Here is a 17,687-nt window from a genome sequence, read left to right as displayed (position 1 = left end):
CGCCCAGCTGTGTGTAGGTGTAGTCCAACTACCGGATAGTGCGGCGCTCTTGGAAGGCCCAGAAACGTCACCTTGTTGTCGACGGTGCAGTCGCTCATGGCCAGGTGGGAAGATCCTCCGGAAGTCTCCGGCCCCCCCGTGGGTCACTGCTCGACCTTGAGACACTCATCTGGCTCGGCACTGGGGCGCCGGGCGGCACCCGTCATGTTGGTGATCCCGATCCGTACGCCTGCGGCGAGCAGCCGGCGGCAGCAGCGCACTGCGTCGGGACCGAAGACCCGGATCGCCAGCGTGATCTCCAGGGCAACCAACGACGGAGCAGCGTCTCGCTGCACGTGCCCCTCCCAGGGATGTCGTCGAAGGGCGCCGCACCCCGCCTGTCGCAGCGCCGGAGGCGTCATCGCCTCCACTCATATACCGGTTGGGAGACCCGCGAACGTGCAGGCAAAAAACGATCGCTTTCGAACCTCCACCCGAAGCTTTCCGTGCAACCATGATCACGTCCCGGATGAACCCCGGCTCCCACCACAAGCGACCCGGTGATCAGCCGAGCTCCGCAGAATGCCGCCCGGAGCCAGGTGACGTGGCGAGATGGAGCAGCGGGAGTCCCCGGCTGAGGCGAGCACGGCGCGGGCCCGCTCCGCGCGCAGCGCGTCCTCGGCATGAGGGTCGGCTGTGCAGCGAGATCTTCGGTGAGTTGCTGGATCGTGACGCACCGGGGGAACTTGGCGCCTGCTTCCGTATCCAGCACCACCATCCTCGCGACCGGGATGTCCAGGTACTGGACGTATCCTCTTCTGCCCGTTTGCATCGACCGGTAGCCACCCGCTACGACACTTCGTGCTCTAGGTAGCCGGCCCGGGCAAAGCAGGCGCTCCCAATCGACAGAGACAGAACCACTTTCAACCCTCTGGGCTCCCGAGCTCCGAGGACGATACTGCTGCCCTGCTCATCAGGGAGGCGCCCGCGGTCGAAGACGAACCCGATCTTGTTTGACGGTCCAGTCGCCGAGCGGGGGAGGGAAGTGCACGGCCAGGGGCTTCGGATCGCCGGCGAACATGAGACCCGCCTCTTCCAGAGTCTCGGTCGACCCACGTCGTACGGACCACGCTAGGGCGCTGGTCTCGCCTACGTCCAGCGCACACCCGATACGGCCGATGGCTGATGGGATGGCCGCCTCGATGACGCGTACGACGTTTTCTCTGGCGGCGACCGACGCGGCGATGAGGGATGGGCGCTGCGCTCGGAGCGGGTTAGGAGCCAACGCGCAGCGTCAGTTCGCGAAGCTGCTGGGCGGTGGTGGCGATGTCGTATCGGCGCGCGTTGTTGAAAGCTGCTTTGCTCAAGGCCTTGCGCCGCTGGGGATCCTGACTCATCTCATCCAAGACTTCAGCCAGCGAGCGCGGGTCGCCAGGGGCGTAGGGAACGCCGGAACTTCCGAGGATCTCCCTCGCACCGGGAAGGTCCGAGTAGGTGACCGGAAGTCCGTGGGCTTGGGCCTCGATGAGGACGAGACCGAAAGCCTCCAGGTCTCTGGTCGTGAAGACGAATGCGTCGAAGTTCGGCAGCCGGGTCCACAGTTCGGCGCGGGGCAGGAACGGCACGAACTGAAGTCGGTCTCGCAGCCCGAGTTCGATAGCCCGCTGTTCCAGATGGTCCCGTAGGACTCCTTGGCCGATCACCGTCAAGCGGTGCGGGTGGTCGGTTAGCGCAAGAGCTTCGATGGCGGTGATCGTGGATTTGTTGTCGTCCAGACGGCCGGCGTGCACCAGAGACAGGGGTCCGGTGCCAGTAGCCGGTTGATCGCGCACCTGGGCATCGCTCAAAGGGATACCCCACGGGATGACAGCGAGCCGATCGGTGAATTGACCTCCGGTGAGACGGTCGATGCGGTCGGCGAGGGCGGAGGTTGGAGCGACGATCGCGGCGCTTGCGGCGGCAACTTCGTTCAAGCCCTCGCGTGCCCACGCGTTGCGCTCGGCCATCATCACGTCAGGACCGTGAGCGATGGCGATGACCGGGATGCTCCCGGCAGTTCGAGCGAAGGCCAGGCTGAGAGCGAACCCGACGTACTGAGCGTGGATGGCATCCGGCCGGGTCTCCTCGATGAGCGCACCGACCTCACGCGTCAACTCGTCAATGTAGGGGTCGAAGAGTGGGCCATGGGGTCGTTTGGTCGTGGAGAGGGTGACCAGCTGATCGAACGCAGTCTTCCAGGCCTCATCGACCGGGGCCCTGCCCAGGAAGGTCGTGTGGATTTCAGGCATTGCGCCGTAGAGATCGTTGACGAGGATCATGCTCCCGGACGAAGGTTCGGAGGTGCGGTTGATGCCGGTCAGGATGTTCAGGAGCCTGTTGGTCATGCGGGTACCCCCTTCATGGGCGACCGTCGGGTGGCAGTCGGTGATCGGGCTGCAGGGGCCAGCTCGACTCGTGATCCGTCGGTGGCGCTGTGCGTCTCGCGCTGGCGGGGTGGTGCCCACCAAGATGCGAGGTGCGGGGTGAGGACGGCGGTGATCTCCTCGTCCGGATGCAGGTAGCCCTTGCCGTCTCGTCGTGCCGTCCATACTCGGACTGCCGATCGAGGGTAGGCGGGGTTGATCCCTATTTCCCCCTTGGGGATGACTCCGTTGAAAGGGGTGGGGATTCCTTCGTTGTTCCAGTAGTCCCAGGCCTCCAACGCCTTGGATTTCTCGAAGCAGTGGTACAGGTGCTGGTATCGGGGCATGTACCGGATCTCTCGGAACAGCATCTGGCCGATCAGTCCGGGCGCGGCCTTCTGGAGGGTGTTGAGATCGGTGCCCTGGAAGGTGACCGCTGCGGCGTCCTGGGATGGGTGCAGCGCGGTCTGGGCGAACAGGTGGGAGAGCCGTCGCCGGACGTACTCCGCGACTCCCGGGCCGAGAGCCGGCTCTATGCCGTCGATGAGTTGGATGAGTCGGTGATGGCGCGGATTGAAACGGGCCAGGTCGAACAACCGCTCCATGCCGTCCACAGCGGCGAAGGCCAGCCTCTTGTAGAGCCAGTTGTTCAGCTCTCCCACCTGGGCGCAGGTCTTGGTCTCCGGAGTGGCGGAGTGGAGCATCAGGTACTCGGACAGAACCTCGAAGTACAGGTAGCCGAGGAACGGTACGTGGGCCACGGCATCGGACAACTGGTCGATGAACTCGGATGATGGGCTGTGCTGACCGACGGCGTTGCGCAGGGCGAGATCGAGGAACGGGGCGCCGGTCCGCAGCCCGGCCAGTACGGCCCGGTCGAGCTGGTTGTTCTCGGCAGGGGCGAGGAAACTCTGGTAACGCTGGTAAGTACGCAGGTGGATGGCGCCGAGATGCAGGTAGTCGATTCCCTTGGGCTGGATCGGGGCATCCGGGGTGACTTCGAAGACCATGGCCTTGGTGGAGGGCTTCGTCTGCAACAGGTAGGCGCCGAGGTTGTGGGGGCGCAGCCCCTCGCGCTGGCTGGTGAGGGGCGCGCAGTACAGGGCCCCGACCAGGCATCCGGTGGAGACGTGCAGCTGCCGGCTGGTGCGGATGGCGTCGATGTCCCTGGTGACGTGCAGCAGGTGGATCGGCTTTCCGCTGACGAGTGCTGCGGTCATCGCGTTTCGCCGCAACAGCGAGCCGTTGGGGGTCGAGGATTCCAGGTACTGGCGCCAGTCGCTCTCGCTCTCGGCCAGTGAGGCAGGAGTCCGACGCTGCGCGGGCCTGGTGTAGTCCGTGTGAGCCTGTTCCCATTCGTCGCGCAAGGAGAACTCCCGGAGGGTTGAAAGCGGGTCGGAGGATAGCGGGAAACTAGAGGGTTTCTACGTTCGGTCCAGACAGGCGGTTGCGGCAGTCGAGAACGTAGGGCGCGTTCTCCTGGATCATCGCGAGGTCGAATCGTGCGTGGTCCATGAGGAGCACCACCGCATCGGACGCAGCAACTTCCTCCGCGGTCGCGTCCGCCAAGGGCACATTCAGCTTGGTGGCGTCGCCGTCCGGAAGGTTGGGTTCTGCGCCGCGGACGTCGGCGCCGAGGTTCATGAGGAGTTCGGCGACACGTGCCGAGGGTGACTCGCGGAGGTCGGTGGCGTTGATCTTGTAGGTCATGCCGAGCAGCAGGATCCGGGAGCCGTGGACGGGCATGCCGCGCTCTTGGAGTGCTTCGACGAGCCGCTGGACGACGTAGCTGGGCATGTGGCGGTTCACGTCGGCGGCGAGTTCCACGAACCGGGAAGGGATGCCGAGATCCTGCTGGACCTTCCAGGAGAGGAAGAGGGGGTCGACGGGCAGGCAGTGCCCGCCGACTCCCGGCCCCGGGGTGAACCGTGTGAAGCCGAACGGCTTAGTCGCGGCGGCGTCGATCGCCTCCCAGATATGCACGCCGAGCGGCTTGGCCAGCATCGCCAGCTCGTTGACCAGGGAGATGTTGACGAACCGGAAGGTGTTCTCGATCAGCTTGGCCATCTCGGCGACCTTGGTTCCGGACACCGGAACCGTGGTGTGAAAGATGCCGTCGTAGAAGGCTTTGATCACTTCGAGTGAACTGGTGTCGATTCCAGACACCAATTTCGGGGTCCCCTCGAACGACCACCGCGGGTTCCCCGGAGCGATGCGCTCGGGACTGAAGCCGGCCAGGAAGTCCACCCCGCCCTTGAGGCCCGAGACCGTCTCCAGGATCGGAACCAGCAGTTCTTCGGTGGTGCCGGGATAGGTCGTGGACTCCAGGACCACCGTCGCGCCAGGGTGAAGGTGCTCGCCCAGCGTCCGGGCGCAGGACTTGATGAAGGTCAGGTCGGGCACGCCGGCCCGCAGCGGGGTCGGCACGGTGATCACCGCGATGTCGAAGCCGGCCAGCGCGGTAGCGTCGGCGGTCGCGGAGTAGGCCCCAGTGTCCAGTACCGTGCGGAGCCGCGAGGAGGTCACGTCCTCCACGTAGGAGTGGCCGGCGGCGAGCTGCTGGACGCGGTGCGGGTCCACGTCGTAGCCGACGACACGGTGACCCACCTCGGCGGCACGTACGGCCAGGGGAAGCCCCACATAGCCCTGACCAGCGACAATGATCTGCATGTCAGCTCCTGCTCGGTTGCGGTGCTTGAATGGGGCATTCGTTCCTGGTCTGGCAAGGAGAACCGCTGTGCCTTTGGTGTCCGTCGTGATGCCCGTGTACAACTCGGCAGTCACCCTCGGCGCAGCCGTCCGATCGGTCCTCACACAGACCCACAGCGACCTGGAGCTACTGGTCACCGACGATCAGTCCTCCGATGGCTCCATGGACCTGCTCCGGGAGCTCGCCAGGCAGGACGAGCGCGTCCTGCCGCAGGCGGCCCCCGAGCGGGGCGGTGCAGGCCGGGCCCGCAACCTCGCGATCGAGCGAGCCCGCGGGGAGTACATCGCCTTCCTCGACAGCGACGACATGTGGCTTCCGGAGAAGACCGAGAAGCAGCTCGCCTTCGCCGCCGAGGGCGATGCGCCGCTGACGTTCACGAGCTACTTCAAGATGGACGCCGACTACGACGGCGAGAGCACCGACTGGTTGCCCAACGGGCGGGTGGTCCGTGCGCGCGAGCACGTGGACTACCGTGCGATGTTGCTCCAAGACCACATCGGTGCTCTCACCGCCATGTACTCCCGGACGGTGCTGGGCACGAGGCTGATGCCGGAGATGCGCAAACGCCAGGACTACGCCCTCTGGCTGTCGATCATGCGGGACGGCGCTGACGCCCGGGGCCTGGCTGAGCCGCTTGCGATTTACAGGGCCCACCAGGCGGGATCGCTGTCCTCCAACAAGCTCTCCCTCGTGCAATACAACTGGGCCTTGTACCGCGAGCACGAGCATCTGTCGGTCCCGCGGTCGACGCGGGCCCTGGCCGGCGCCGTCTGGCAGTCGCTGCGCAACTCGCGGATCTAGATTCGCGCACGTACCCAGACACCCCGGTGCGCAAGCGATTCTTGTGGTGCCAGCCCGGCCGTGCCACCGTCTCGGCTACGCAGCCGGGCCGGTTCCAGCCCTTGCGCGCAGGAACAGTTGGAGGAGCATCCGCCGGTCGGCGACCGGGACAGCCTCCTGGCCGCTGTGGAGCGCCTCCCGGCCGTGCAGGAAGCGGCGCTGGTTCACGATGAGGTAGTCCCCGGGCTGGAGCATGAAGGAGACCTGCCCCCGGACGAGCTCCTCGGCGAGCTCCCGAGCGGCATCGGCGTGCGCGAGGCTGAGCTGGGACCTTTCCAGCATCTTGGCGGTGAACCTCACGAACCCCTCACCGGGCTCGGAACGATCCAGGATTGGGAACGGCTTGTACTCCTCCCCGACGCCGTTCAGATCGAAGAACGTCCCGTAGTGGTAGGCCGACTCGGTCAGCAAGGCACGGATGTTCTCCGGCAACCGCGCCACCGCCGCGTGCGCGTCGGAGAGGATGCTGGGGCCGCCGCCCAGCGGGTCCGGGCGGACGCACAGAAGCGTGGTGTAGTCCGGGGGCAGGCTTCCGTTGACCAGGTCCATGTGGAAGGCGTTGTACCCGATGCCGCTGGACTTACCGGGGTCCTTGTCGACCTTGACCCCGATGTCCTTCCACAGGGGCCACCTCGGGAAGGGTGAGAAGGGGACGGCCACCTCGGCCGCGAAGGCCGTCGCCAGCCGCAGGAACCGGCCGTCTTCGGCCCCCAGGGCCTTGGCGAGGTTCCCCAGGCGCAGCACGGCGTATCCGCCACCCTCCCAGGTCAGCGCGCGGCGCAGCACTGAGGTGGTCTCCTCGAACCGCGGGGCGGCCGTCAGCTCGGCCCGATACTCCACCATCGTGGACTTCGCAAGGAACGGACCGTCCAGTCCCCAAGGCCGGAGCGAACGGTCAATCAGAGCGGCTTCGAGTTCGCTCGGGAGGTCGATGTGCACGGGGAAATTCCTTCTCTCTTGGAGTTCTGCGGAGGGACCGGCGGCACTCATGCGGCGCCCCCCATCCCGGTGATCAGCGGGTAGTGCAGGCCGTGGCTACGGAGGCGGCGAACTGTGTGCGCCGCGTTGAGGGCCAGCACGTCGCCGAACAGGTTCTGAATGTCGGCGTGCACTTGGCGGACCGGCCGCTTGAGTCGTTTGGCGATGTCGGTACCCGGGACCCCGTGCAGAAGTAAGGGAATGACCGCGAGTACGTCGGCGTCCAGATCCAGGGTGTGGAGGGAAACGGGCGGCTCTGGCAGGAGTTGGCGCTCGTAGAGGCCGACGATCAGCGCGGGAGTGGTCCGGACCCCGAGCTTCGCCCTGGCGTGCCTGGTGTAGGTGACCACGGTGGCGGGTGCCAGATTCAGGCGCTGGCCGACCTTCGGGGTCGTGAGACCGTCGGCCAGCAGGTCGGCCACCTGGATCTCCCTCTCCGTGAACGAGACGCTACCGACGACAGCCGCGCCGAAGGTCTCGGCAGGCCCCGTGCGGGGTGCGGGCTGCTGGGGCGGGTGCAGCATGGGTTCCATGACGACGGGCGGGTGCTGGGATTGGCGGCCGACCCGCAGGGAGACGGCCGGGGCCTGCAACGGTTTCACGCGCAGCTCCTGGTGCGGTTGGGTCAGGACAGTCGGGTGAAGTAGAGGAGGACCAGCCCCCCGAGGACCGACGCGGTGAACGTCAGGACCAGGGCGGCGAGCCAGAGAGAGACGCCACTGCGGTCCAGCACGTCCGCGGGGTGGCGTAGCGCGTACCGCAAGCGCGGCAGCCGCCGACTGCAGGTGCCGGAGGTCATCGCTTGCGCCGGTCGCCGAGGATCACCAAGACGCCCATGGCGGCGACCAGGCCCAGGCCGACCCACATCAGGAGCCCTCGGCGCGGTGGGCCGATGCGTGGCGGGGTCCGCTGAGGCAGGACCACCGAGCGCGGACATCTTCAGGCGTACGCCGAGGAACGGGCGCAGCAAGATCGGCGACCGCCTCGGGGAGAGGCAGCCCGTCCTTCGCGCGCTGCCAGGCCTCACCGGCCGGACGGGACGGGAGGGGAGCAGGGGAAGGCTCGGGTAAGCCCACGTGATCGGATTCGGGCATGCGTGTGTCCTCCAGAACAAGCCAAATAGTCAAGGGGAGAAGGGCCGATCGACCGACCGGCCTACGAGCCGGCCTGGCGGATGGGTAGCGCGCACCACGAGGTTCTGCTCTCCGGGGTGAACCCCCACCCCCCGCCGAGCTCGGCGGCAAGCAGTTCCACGATCAGGAGGCCACGCCCGCTCTCTGCGTCCAGGGCGGGTTCACCCTGGAGAGGCGAACCGATGCCGGAGTCCCGCACCAGCAAGCGGACCTCCGCGCGGGTGACGAGGAGGGACAGCTTGACCGTCCCGCCTCCGTAGACGATCGCGTTGGTGACCAGCTCGCTCACGACCACCTCCGCGGTTTCCCGAAGCCCCGAAAGACCCGGGCCCCGCAGCTGATCGCCCACGATCGTCCGCATGTGCCGGACACGGCGGGCGTCCACATCGGACACCGTCGTACCCACGGCGCCCTCGACGACGAACTCGCACTCCATCACGTCGTTCCTTCGGCGAGGCCGGCCTGCCGTCTGCTCCCGCGCGGCCCGGAACGGGGTGATCGTCTGCGTCATGTCACACCCTTTCTGCCCGTGGTCATGAAGACATGACACCGGCATTGAGACGCGCTTCCCAGGGGAATCCAGAGGGGGAAAAAACTGTCAAGGGGGAACGTGGAGGGGGAAATTGACGCCACCATGGAGGCCCAGCGACGAACAGGGGCCACACTCGTGTCAGGCAACGCATTCGGCCAGCGGCTGCTCCAACTTCGAGTCCAGGCCGGACGCACTCAGGAACAACAGGCAGACGCGATCAACACCGTCTCCGGGCGCGGCACCATGACGCGCCGGGAGATCAGCCGGTACGAGACCGGCCAGAACATCCCGACCAACCACACGATCACGCACATCGCGATCGCCTGTGGCCTGCCCCCGGACCAACTCAAGCAAGAAGCCGCTGCCGCACGTGCGGACCGTAGGAAGTCCTCGGCGCGGGAGGAACAGGAGCTCATCGACATGAGGCGGCGCACCATCCTCGCGGGACCAGCAATTGGAGCTGCGGCTGCGAGCGAACCGTGGGCACGGCTCGCCCACGCCCTCACCAAAGAGAGTCGGCTCGACTCCCACTCAGTGGCTGCCCTGACCGAGCGCGCGGGCGCGCTCCACGTCAGCGAGAACCATCTGACCGCACAGCAGTTACAGCGGAACGTTGTGACGCATCTCGACACCATCACCGATGCGCTCGCGTGCTCCCACACTCACCAGTCGGAGCTGAGCATTGCGGCCGGGGAAACCGCAGCCCTCGCCGGCTGGATCGCGTGGGATCTCGGCAACCACCAGGCCGCCCACTCCTATTACCAGGTCACGCTCGACTGCGCCCGTGCCGCAGGACATCCCCAGCTTCGGGCCCTCGCCCTGACGTACGCGAGTTACGGAGCCAGCGCCCCCGCGCGCAGGATCGAACTGCTCGCCGAGGCCGCCACCTATGTACGCGGCCCAGGCAACGCCGCCGCCGCTGCCTGGATCCACGGACGTCACGCCGAAGAGATGGCTGCCGTCGGAGAAACGACCTCCGCCCTACGCGCGCTCGACCGCGCTCGCGTCGCCTACGAATACGCCGACCCGATGGTTGAACAGGCCTGGGTTCAGTTCATGTCTCCAGCGCGCATGGACGCGCTCGCGCTCTCCGTCCTGGGGCAGCTGGCGCACCCGGAACTGGAAGAAGTCGCCGCCGCCGCCACTCGACGGCTAGGAGGTGAACTGTCCGACGCCGGTGTCGTCATCCTCGGTGACCTCGCTACCGCTCTTCTCCGAGGCAGCGACAACGAACAGGGTGTCCACGTCGCTCGGAAGTTCGCCACAGCAGCAGCCGCACGTCCGAACACGATGGGCCGGGTTCGTGCGCTCGCTATCGCTGGCCACCTACCCGATCGCGAACACGAGCTCGCGGCACAGTTGAGGGAGCTTGCCGCGTAACCCGATGCCTGCCACAGCCGTGCCTGCGGATGCCTACTTGGCGGTGGTCTCCTCCACGACCCACGCACTGTATCCATCGGAAGCAGCGATCACGGGGAGCACGATCCACTCGGGTACGTCGTAGGGGTGCTTCTGCCCGACCCACTCCGCCAGGGCCGCGAGACGCTCCTGCGTGGTCTTGAAGGACACGCGCCACTCTGTGGCCGTCTCGATGTTCTCCTTCCAGCGGAAGACCGCGGTGAGGGGAGCATCGATGTGCGCACACGCGGCGAGTCGGGCCTCTACCGCGCTCTGTGCCAGAGCCCTCGCCCCCTCCTCGTCATCGATGGTGGTCTGTGCGATCACGATCTCGGTTGCCACGATGTCCTCCTGTGTCGTCTGTGCGTTGTGGTGACGGTGCCTACGACATCACAGGCTGCGGCTCGGCAGGGGTACGTGTGCTGATCCCGCATGCCACTTGCAGATGCTGCGCACGGAACGTGTTCGCCCGGTCACGGCGCAGATGTGGAGGTGGCAGACCCGTACGCGGACCGAGACGGAGAGCGCCACGAGCGGCCAGATCTGGAGCGAACTCGTCGCCGGGCAGATGCAGCCGGCACTATCTGGTCCGTCCCTGATCCCCCGTGCTACCAGGCTCCGCTGACCTGGTTGCGACACAGGTCATGCGCCGTCTCACCAGCTGCCCCGCCGAGATAGCTAAGGGGCACAGCCCCTTGGCCGTGCCGCTCAGCGGCCGAGAATCCCAGCTCCCTGCTGCTGCACTCTCCTACAGCGCCGGACGCTACGTCTCGGTGCCGGCCGTTGCGTGAGAAGAGGAGCGGGCCCCCGGTTTCCCAGGGGCCCGCTGTGATCAGTCGTCCACGATGCTCAGCTGTCCGGCACCGTCGTGCGACCTCGGCGGCGGATCGCTGCGGTACAGCCAGTTCGGCAGCAGGTTGTGCACGACAGGCAGCGCCATCACCCGGGTGACGGCACCGGCCACCGCGAGGGCGACGGCGACGCCCGCAGCGGTCTGCGGGATGCCCGATGCGTCCACGATCAGCGGGAAGCCCGCCGCCAGACCCAGAAGGGTCTGGAACACCGTACGGATCGTTCTCTGGTTCGCATCGGAAGCGGTGCGCGACTTGGTCACTTCGGTACCTTCAGCTTCTGGCCGGGGTGGATCACGTAGGGGGAGAAGATGTTGTTCTCGCGCGCCAGGGCGAGCCAGTTCACCCCGAGCTGCTGCCCGATGCCGGACAGGGTGTCACCGCTGCGGACGGTGTAGAGGTTGGAACCCCCGCCGGGTGACCCCGCGAGGCGTCCGGCGATGCGCTGACGCAGGCCGGACATGGCGAAGCCCTTCGGGTCGACCTTGCCGGGCTGCCACTCCCGATGCCCGATCACGCTGGCAGCCCCCCACTTGTGAGCAAGGCAGATCGCGGCGGAGACCTTCTCAATTGCCTCCAGCTGCGCCCCCGGCCAGGGATCCGAGCCGTCGCCGAGGTTCTCGCACTCGAAGCCGTAGAAGGAGGTGTTGCCATCGGCATCAGCTTCGTTCGCCGGAGGCAGTGCCCGCTCCGCGATCACCGCGGCCAAAACGTCAGAGTCGCCGGCCCCGGCATGATTCGCCCTGCCGTTGCCGACCAGGTAGACGGTCCCGTCCTTGGCGATGACACCGTGACAGAGCGGACCCGGGAGGCCCGAGTAGCCGTTCTCGCAGATGCTGACCGTGTTCGCGGTGCCGGACGTCACCGTGTGGTGGATCATCACGCCGCGGACCGGGCCCCAAGGCCCCTTGTGGTTCCGGTTGCGGGTGCGCCAACCGGGGCGCTCGACGACGCGCACGCCCTCAGCGCGCAGCGCCGCCACGAGTGCATCAGCACTCAGCGGTGTAGCCATGTTCGAATCTCGGATTCTCCCCGCGCCCAAGATCAAAAAGGTAGGCGAAGCCCGCGTCAGCGAGCCGTGCCCTGCGTGACCAGCCACAGCTGGAGCACCATCAGTAGCAGCGGCGCCACGAACGACGAAAGCACCAGGCGGCGAGTTGCCGCAGCCTGCGCCTGGTCCTCGCGGCGCTGCTGCTCCGCACGCTCGGCAACCTGGTCGTGCTCGCCGCGGAGCCCAGCAAGAGCCGCCTCGACGGCACCCATGCGCTGCTCTGTCGCCCGCTGGTCAGCCCGGTACACATCCTGGGTAACCACCTGGTCGAGCCGGGCCGCCAGATGGACAAGGTCTCCTCGCAGGTCCTCGCGGAGCTGCGAGACCGCGCGGTGCAGCTCCCACAGCGTCGGTTCTGCGCTCGGCGGCACGGACACGGACATCACTCCAGACAGCCCCGCGCGCCTGAAGTCGATCGTACGTGTGCGGGCCGGACGCCCCTGGCGCCTATCTCCTGCCTCACAAGGATTGTGGAGGAGTGATCTGATGCCGCGAGGAAGCCCTGGGGGATTCCGGACATTTCGGCGGCCCGGCCCGGCCCGTGCTGGGGGCGGGGGAGTCCTCCGACGGCGAGAACAGCACCGGCATGGGCGAGGTCGCCCACGCGACCGCGTACTCACCTTCACCGTCGGCGGTGAGGCCCCTGTGGGGCATCGCTACCGCGCTGTGTCCATGTGGAGGCGGACGGCGGTGCCCTGGTCGCGAGTGGAGCGGATCTCGACGAGGTCGCACAGCTGGTGCGCGAGCCAGAGACCACGGCCACCAAGAAGTTCAGCCTCCCCGTCGCCCTCCTCAGCCTCGGTACCTCCTACACGGCCACCTCCACCCGCACCACCTCCACCCCCACCGACGCCAACACCGCCAACGACAGCGCCACGAAGACCTGCACCGCCACTACCCCCCTGATCATCCACTGCAACTGACCACAGCCACCCGGAGACCAACGGAGCACCTGACCCCGCCCCGGCAACGACGGATCCGGTCAGCCGCCGTGCGGGTACAGGCCAGCCCTACGGCCACATCTCAGGATCCGGGACCGACCGCTTCTGGTTTCGGCCATGTTGGCGATTCGATCTTGTTGGTAGTGGTCGGGGGCCGGATTCTTGGGTGGCCGCCGTTGGGTGGGCGTGGTGCGGGTGTGCGGCGAACGGGCGGAGCGGTGTGCGTGCGCCGCCTGGGCGTGCCGGACAGGCCGGTTTCACGCCGCCTCTGCCGGTGGCGCCGCAGGTTCGCTGTCCACCCTCATTCCGGAGGCTGTTTTCCGTGCGCAATCCGCTACGCCGTCTGACCCGTAAGGTCGCCGGCGCCACCGCCGTGCTGTCCGTCGCCGCCGCGCTGTCCATAGCCGGTGCCCCCGCCGCGCAGGCCGCCTTCCCGGGTGCCGACGGCAAGGTCTTCTACACCGCCTACGTCGGCAGCAACCGGCAGGTCTTCTCGATGAATGCCGACGGCACCGGCATCACCCAGCTCACCAGTACCGGCCGCAGCGGCGAAGCGGTCGCCAACGCCGACGGCACCAAGCTGGCGTTCATCAGCAACCGTTCCGGCAGTGACCAGGTGTGGGTGATGGACGCCGACGGCACCGACCAGGTACAGGTCGGCACCGTCGGGACCTACTTCGGGCTTGTCACCGCCGGACTGTCCTGGTCTCCGGACGGCCGGGTGTTCTTCACCTCCAACGCCGACCAGATCACGTACGTCAACGCGGACGGCACCGGCCAGACCAGCACGGGGCTGACCGGCGAGGACCCCACCGTCTCCCCGGACGGCAGCAAAATCGTCTACACCGTGGACAGTGGTTTCCTCGATCCCCAGGCCGATGTGTGGATCGCCGACGCCGACGGCACCGACGCGGTGAAGATCTTCGACACCAGCCCGGGCGCAAGCGCCATGCACACCGACTGGTCCCCCGACGGCAGCCGCATCGTCGCCACCTTCCTTGAACCCGACCACGGGTCGAGCGTCTTTACGATGAACCCCGACGGCACCGGTATCGGCAACGTCATCGATTACACCTCGGGCGCCCGGTTCGTCCTGCCCCAGTGGTCGCCCGACGGTTCCCGCATCATCTACACCGACTTCCAGACCGGCACCCTCTACTCCGCCGCACCCGACGGCACCGGAACCACCGTGGTGACCCCCGCCGGCGGCATTTGGTACGCCACTGACTGGGCTGTGGGCACCGCCCCCGCGCAGGCTGACACCGCCCTCACTCTGACCGCCGCCTCGACTCAGGCCCTCAGCAGTTCCATCACGTACACCGCCAAGGTCACCAACAACGGCCCCGCCGCGACCACCGGCACCACCGTGGTGGTGAACGTGCCGGCCACGACCGCGTCCGTCTCCGGTCTCCCGGCCGGCTGCACCTACAACGCCGGCGTCAAGAAGGTCACCTGCGTCATCGGCGCCCAGGCCAACGGGACCACCGCGACCCGCGCCTTCAACGCCGTCCAGGGCGTCCTCACCATCGGCATCCCGCTCAACGCGACCGCCGCCATCACCGCGAACGCACCCGCCGACCCGCAGCCCGCGAACAACACCGCGAGCGCCGGCTGCAGCGTCGTCACCAGTCTCCTCATCCTCTGCTGACACCCACCCCAGCAAGCGGGTAGCTGCCATGAAGCCCTTACGGCCGGGAACGGCTTCCCGGCCGTAAGGGCTTCACCGTGACCGGTGTTGGTCTTGATGCCGGTTACGGTCGCATCGCTCATGCCGCAGCCCCCCTCAGCGGTTCGGACGGATGCCTCACCGTCCGGCGGAGAACTCCGCTGCGGAAGCGCCCTGTACCTGGGGCCATCACGCGTCGAAGGTCCGTGATCACCTGCGGCAACCACCTGACCCCGTCCCCTACCCGGCAATGACGTATCCGGTCAGCTGCCACACCGGTACGGGCCACCACGGCAGTCCTGTCTCAGCATCCGGGAACGTCCCCGCTCGCAGCGCCTGGAGGTCCAATTCAGGCCAGGTGAAAGGATGTTCGCCGGACAGATTCTGCTGTCGGGCGCATATGCGTAAAGGTTCGGGCTCGCTGGGCGGCTCTTGCTGCCAGAGTGGCGGACGCATGCCCGCTGAGATCTGGGAGCGGGCCCGCTCCCTCGCTCTTTCCCCTGCTCTTGCCTTGCTCGGAGACCGCCGATGCCCTGCCCGCACCACTGCGTCCACCGGTCCGTGGGGCTCGCCCGGTGCCACCGTTCGAGGCCTGCGCCCGCATGAACTCGGTCGAGGCGGTGCACTGCGCTGCCGTAGGCGGGCCGCTGGGTTTCGGCCGTCGGGCCGGGCTGACCGCGACAAGCGAAGCCACCCTCCTCACCGTCCCTTCTCCATGACCCTGTCCCGACCCTGGAGGTCCTTTCCGTGCGTCATCTCCTTCGCCGTCCCACCCGCGCCGCGGCGGCTGCCGCCGCGGCCCTGTCGCTGGCGGGCTCCCTCGCCCTCGTCGGGGCGCCGGCCGCGCAGGCCGCGTTCCCCGGCCCGAACGGCAAGGTCTACTTCTCCTCCGCGGCCGGCAGGGAGAACCCGGAGATCTACTCCATGGACCCCGACGGCACCCATATCATGCGGATCACCACCAACCAGGATTACGACACCGCGCCCGTGGCCTCGCCCGACGGCGGGAAGCTCGCCTTCCTGAGCAACCGCACTGGCTCTACCTTCCAGGCGTGGACCATGAACGCCGACGGCACCGGCGCCGTCCAGCTCAGTACCGCCGGAGTCGGCGGAGGCTTCGCGCTGTCCTGGTCACCCACCGGCCAGGTGTACTTCACCACCAACGCCGGCGCAATCGTCCGGGTCAACGCCGACGGCACCGGCCTGACGAGTACTGGACTCACTGGGGAGACCCCCACCGTCTCTCCGGACGGAACCACCCTCGCCTACACCACCTATGACTACGACAACGACGAAACCGACCTCTGGACCGCCGGCACCGACGGCAGCAACCCGGTCAAGATCGTCGACAGCGGCGTAGCCGACCAGGCGTTCCACCCCGAGTGGGCACCCGACGGGACACGCATCCTGTTCACGCTCCGCCAGGCCGGGCAGAGCTCCATACGTACGATCAACGCCGACGGCACCAACATCACCACGATCATCCCGGCCACCGCGGGCAAGAGCTACGCACTGCCGCAGTTCTCCCCCGACGGCAGTAAGATCGCCTACTCGGACGAGACCGACAACACCCTCTACACCGCCAACGCGAACGGCACCGGGGTCACCGTCATCCGCCCGGCCGGCGCCGACCTCGCCCAGACCCACGACTGGGCCGTCGGTACCGCCCCCGCCGAAGGTGCGGACCTCGCCGTGAACGTGGCCGACACCGCGGACCCCGTGTCGATCGGCTCCCCCCTGACCGACACGGTCACCGTCACCAACAACGGCCCGACCACCGCCACGGCGGCCACCGTCACCATCGCCGCAACCGGCACGGGCGCGCTGACCGCGACTCCGTCCCAGGGCTCCTGCACCGGCACCACCACCCTGACCTGCACCCTCGGCAACCTCGCCAGCGGCACCACGGCAACGGTCTCCGTCACCGCCGAACCGGCCGCGACGGGAACCGCTTCGGTGACGGCCACCGCCGCCTCCAGCACGGCCGACCCGGTCCCCGGCAACAACGCCGACACCGAGTCCACCACCGTCAACAACGCTCTTGGCTGCACGATCATCGGCACGCCTGGCAATGACACCCTGACCGGTGGCAACGGCAACGACGTCATCTGCGGCCTCGGTGGCAACGACACCATCAAGGGCGGCAACGGCACGGACACCCTCTACGGCGGCGAAGGCAACGACGACCTCGACGGCGGCAACAACAACGACACCATCTACGCGGGCGCCGGCAACGACGTGGTCGACGGTGGCAACGGGGACGACATCCTCTACGGCGGGGACGGCGACGACATCATGGGCGGCGGCAACGGCGCCGACTACCTGTACGCCGGCGCGGGCAACGACACCAACTACGGTGAAACCCTCCTCGGTTCGCTCCTCTACCTCTTCGACAACGGTGACGACCACATCTACGGCGGCCCGGGCAACGACGACCTCGACGGCCAGAACGGCAACGACACCCTGATCGACACCGAAGGCACCGACACGATGAAGGGCGCCAACGGCAACGACACCATCGACGTCCACGACGGCGCCGGCGGCGACACCGCCAACGGCGGCCTCGGCAATGACACCTGCACTGCCGACACCGGCGACACCAAGACCAGCTGCTGACAGGAGCCCCACATGACGATCCACTCGTTCCAGAAGATCACCCTGCTCTCCGCCAACCCGGCGGCCCTGGCCACGTTCTGGTCCAAGACCTTCGACACGGCCTCCCGCCCGGCGGGCACCGACCTCTACTCGGTCGAGGGCCCCGACGGCATCAACGGCTTCCTCATCCAGAAAGCCACCCCGGCCCCCACCGGCACCCCCCGGGCACGCTTCGACCTCAACGTCATAGGCCGCGGCGCCGAGGTCACCCGCCTGGTGGCCCTGGGCGCCAAGAACCTCGGCGAAAAGACCGACGGCGGCACCCCGTACACGCTCCTCACCGACCCCGACGGCAACCAGATCGGCCTGTTCGACCAGCCCCAATCGCTCTGACCCACACCAGCTGCCTTCACGCACGGCCCGCCCGGACTTCCCTGTCCGGGCGGGCCGTCGCCGTACCGGCCTCCAGGCGGCTACTCACCCTGGTAGGTCCACTCCGGGACGAGATTCTTGGCGGCGTCGGCGAGGCGGGCCGTGTCTCCGGCGTCGTTCCAGATCGAGCACCAGATCCCGAAGATGTGCCCGCCGCTCTCCGCATGTATCTCATCTGT

18 protein-coding genes and 1 pseudogene are annotated in these 17,687 nt (G+C 67.5%); 6 read left to right on the top strand and 13 right to left on the bottom strand.

All coding sequences use genetic code 11. The features are described from left to right. Positions 1-143: 143 nt before the first annotated feature. The 4 genes from OG730_RS04950 to OG730_RS04935 all read right to left on the bottom strand — a co-directional run bounded on the left by OG730_RS04950 (position 144) and on the right by OG730_RS04935 (position 5,051). Positions 144-335, bottom strand: a complete 192-nt coding sequence (locus OG730_RS04950; protein WP_327303013.1) for a hypothetical protein — start codon at positions 333-335, stop codon at positions 144-146. A 918-nt stretch (positions 336-1,253) separates the two neighbouring features. Beyond that, entirely contained in the window at positions 1,254-2,363 is a 1,110-nt protein-coding gene (locus OG730_RS04945; RefSeq protein WP_327303012.1) for a glycosyltransferase family 4 protein, read from the bottom strand. After that, positions 2,360-3,748 carry a hypothetical protein gene (locus OG730_RS04940; protein WP_327303011.1) on the bottom strand — a complete coding sequence of 463 codons (1,389 nt, stop codon included), beginning with the start codon at positions 3,746-3,748 and terminating at the stop codon, positions 2,360-2,362. Before OG730_RS04940 ends, OG730_RS04945 begins: the two co-directional genes overlap by 4 nt. Before the next feature lie 46 nt (positions 3,749-3,794). Beyond that, the gene (locus OG730_RS04935) at positions 3,795-5,051 is read right to left on the bottom strand and encodes a nucleotide sugar dehydrogenase (RefSeq protein ID WP_327303010.1); all 1,257 of its coding nucleotides are present in this window, start codon (positions 5,049-5,051) and stop codon (positions 3,795-3,797) included. Between the two features lie 67 nt (positions 5,052-5,118). Between OG730_RS04935 and OG730_RS04930 the strand changes: the two genes are divergently transcribed. After that, positions 5,119-5,892 (top strand): glycosyltransferase family 2 protein, encoded by a 774-nt coding sequence (locus OG730_RS04930; RefSeq protein WP_327303009.1) that lies wholly within the window; start codon positions 5,119-5,121, stop codon positions 5,890-5,892. 75 nt (positions 5,893-5,967) lie between these two features. On the opposite strand, the gene OG730_RS04925 is transcribed toward OG730_RS04930, so the two are convergent. The 4 genes from OG730_RS04925 to OG730_RS04910 form a co-directional block, all read right to left on the bottom strand. After that, positions 5,968-6,870, bottom strand: a complete 903-nt coding sequence (locus OG730_RS04925) for a TauD/TfdA family dioxygenase (RefSeq protein WP_327303008.1) — start codon at positions 6,868-6,870, stop codon at positions 5,968-5,970. 47 nt (positions 6,871-6,917) lie between these two features. Continuing rightward, positions 6,918-7,511 (bottom strand): response regulator transcription factor, encoded by a 594-nt coding sequence (locus tag OG730_RS04920; RefSeq protein WP_327303007.1) that lies wholly within the window; start codon positions 7,509-7,511, stop codon positions 6,918-6,920. 23 nt (positions 7,512-7,534) lie between these two features. Beyond that, complete coding sequence (locus tag OG730_RS04915; RefSeq protein ID WP_327303006.1) at positions 7,535-7,708, bottom strand: hypothetical protein; 174 nt, start codon at positions 7,706-7,708, stop codon at positions 7,535-7,537. A 356-nt stretch (positions 7,709-8,064) separates the two neighbouring features. Further along, the gene (locus tag OG730_RS04910; protein WP_327303005.1) at positions 8,065-8,553 is read right to left on the bottom strand and encodes an ATP-binding protein; all 489 of its coding nucleotides are present in this window, start codon (positions 8,551-8,553) and stop codon (positions 8,065-8,067) included. A 156-nt stretch (positions 8,554-8,709) separates the two neighbouring features. Here OG730_RS04910 and OG730_RS04905 point away from each other — a divergent pair, with 156 nt between their 5' ends. After that, the gene (locus OG730_RS04905) at positions 8,710-9,954 is read left to right on the top strand and encodes a helix-turn-helix domain-containing protein (protein WP_327303004.1); all 1,245 of its coding nucleotides are present in this window, start codon (positions 8,710-8,712) and stop codon (positions 9,952-9,954) included. Positions 9,955-9,987: 33 nt separating this feature from the next. Here the strand turns inward: OG730_RS04905 and cutA are convergent, their stop codons facing one another. The 5 genes and pseudogenes from cutA to OG730_RS04880 form a co-directional block, all read right to left on the bottom strand. Continuing rightward, a complete protein-coding gene (gene cutA, locus OG730_RS04900; protein WP_327303003.1) occupies positions 9,988-10,314 on the bottom strand; it encodes a divalent-cation tolerance protein CutA in 327 nt (108 codons plus the stop codon). Positions 10,315-10,804: 490 nt separating this feature from the next. Beyond that, on the bottom strand, positions 10,805-11,035 hold the full coding sequence (locus tag OG730_RS04895) for a hypothetical protein (protein WP_442814825.1): 231 nt from the start codon (positions 11,033-11,035) through the stop codon (positions 10,805-10,807). Between the two features lie 47 nt (positions 11,036-11,082). Further along, positions 11,083-11,835 (bottom strand): N-acetylmuramoyl-L-alanine amidase, encoded by a 753-nt coding sequence (locus tag OG730_RS04890; RefSeq protein WP_327303001.1) that lies wholly within the window; start codon positions 11,833-11,835, stop codon positions 11,083-11,085. A 56-nt stretch (positions 11,836-11,891) separates the two neighbouring features. Then, complete coding sequence (locus OG730_RS04885; RefSeq protein WP_327303000.1) at positions 11,892-12,251, bottom strand: hypothetical protein; 360 nt, start codon at positions 12,249-12,251, stop codon at positions 11,892-11,894. A 279-nt stretch (positions 12,252-12,530) separates the two neighbouring features. Next, positions 12,531-12,641 (bottom strand): annotated as a pseudogene (locus tag OG730_RS04880) (sensor histidine kinase); the annotation flags it as partial. On the opposite strand from OG730_RS04880, the gene OG730_RS04875 reads away from it, so the two are divergent. The 4 genes from OG730_RS04875 to OG730_RS04860 all read left to right on the top strand — a co-directional run bounded on the left by OG730_RS04875 (position 12,612) and on the right by OG730_RS04860 (position 17,469). Next, positions 12,612-12,797: a hypothetical protein gene (locus OG730_RS04875; protein ID WP_327309626.1), complete on the top strand. Its 186-nt coding sequence runs from the start codon at positions 12,612-12,614 to the stop codon at positions 12,795-12,797. The pseudogene OG730_RS04880 and the gene OG730_RS04875 overlap by 30 nt on opposite strands. Before the next feature lie 340 nt (positions 12,798-13,137). Continuing rightward, positions 13,138-14,463, top strand: a complete 1,326-nt coding sequence (locus tag OG730_RS04870) for a hypothetical protein (RefSeq protein ID WP_327302999.1) — start codon at positions 13,138-13,140, stop codon at positions 14,461-14,463. Between the two features lie 765 nt (positions 14,464-15,228). Beyond that, positions 15,229-17,097 carry a hypothetical protein gene (locus OG730_RS04865; RefSeq protein WP_327302998.1) on the top strand — a complete coding sequence of 623 codons (1,869 nt, stop codon included), beginning with the start codon at positions 15,229-15,231 and terminating at the stop codon, positions 17,095-17,097. A 12-nt stretch (positions 17,098-17,109) separates the two neighbouring features. Next, complete coding sequence (locus OG730_RS04860; RefSeq protein ID WP_327302997.1) at positions 17,110-17,469, top strand: VOC family protein; 360 nt, start codon at positions 17,110-17,112, stop codon at positions 17,467-17,469. Positions 17,470-17,687: the final 218 nt, after the last annotated feature.

The organism is Streptomyces sp. NBC_01298, from assembly GCF_035978755.1.
In the GTDB taxonomy this organism is placed as follows: domain Bacteria; phylum Actinomycetota; class Actinomycetes; order Streptomycetales; family Streptomycetaceae; genus Streptomyces.
This window is presented reverse-complemented; position numbering and strand designations above follow the sequence as displayed.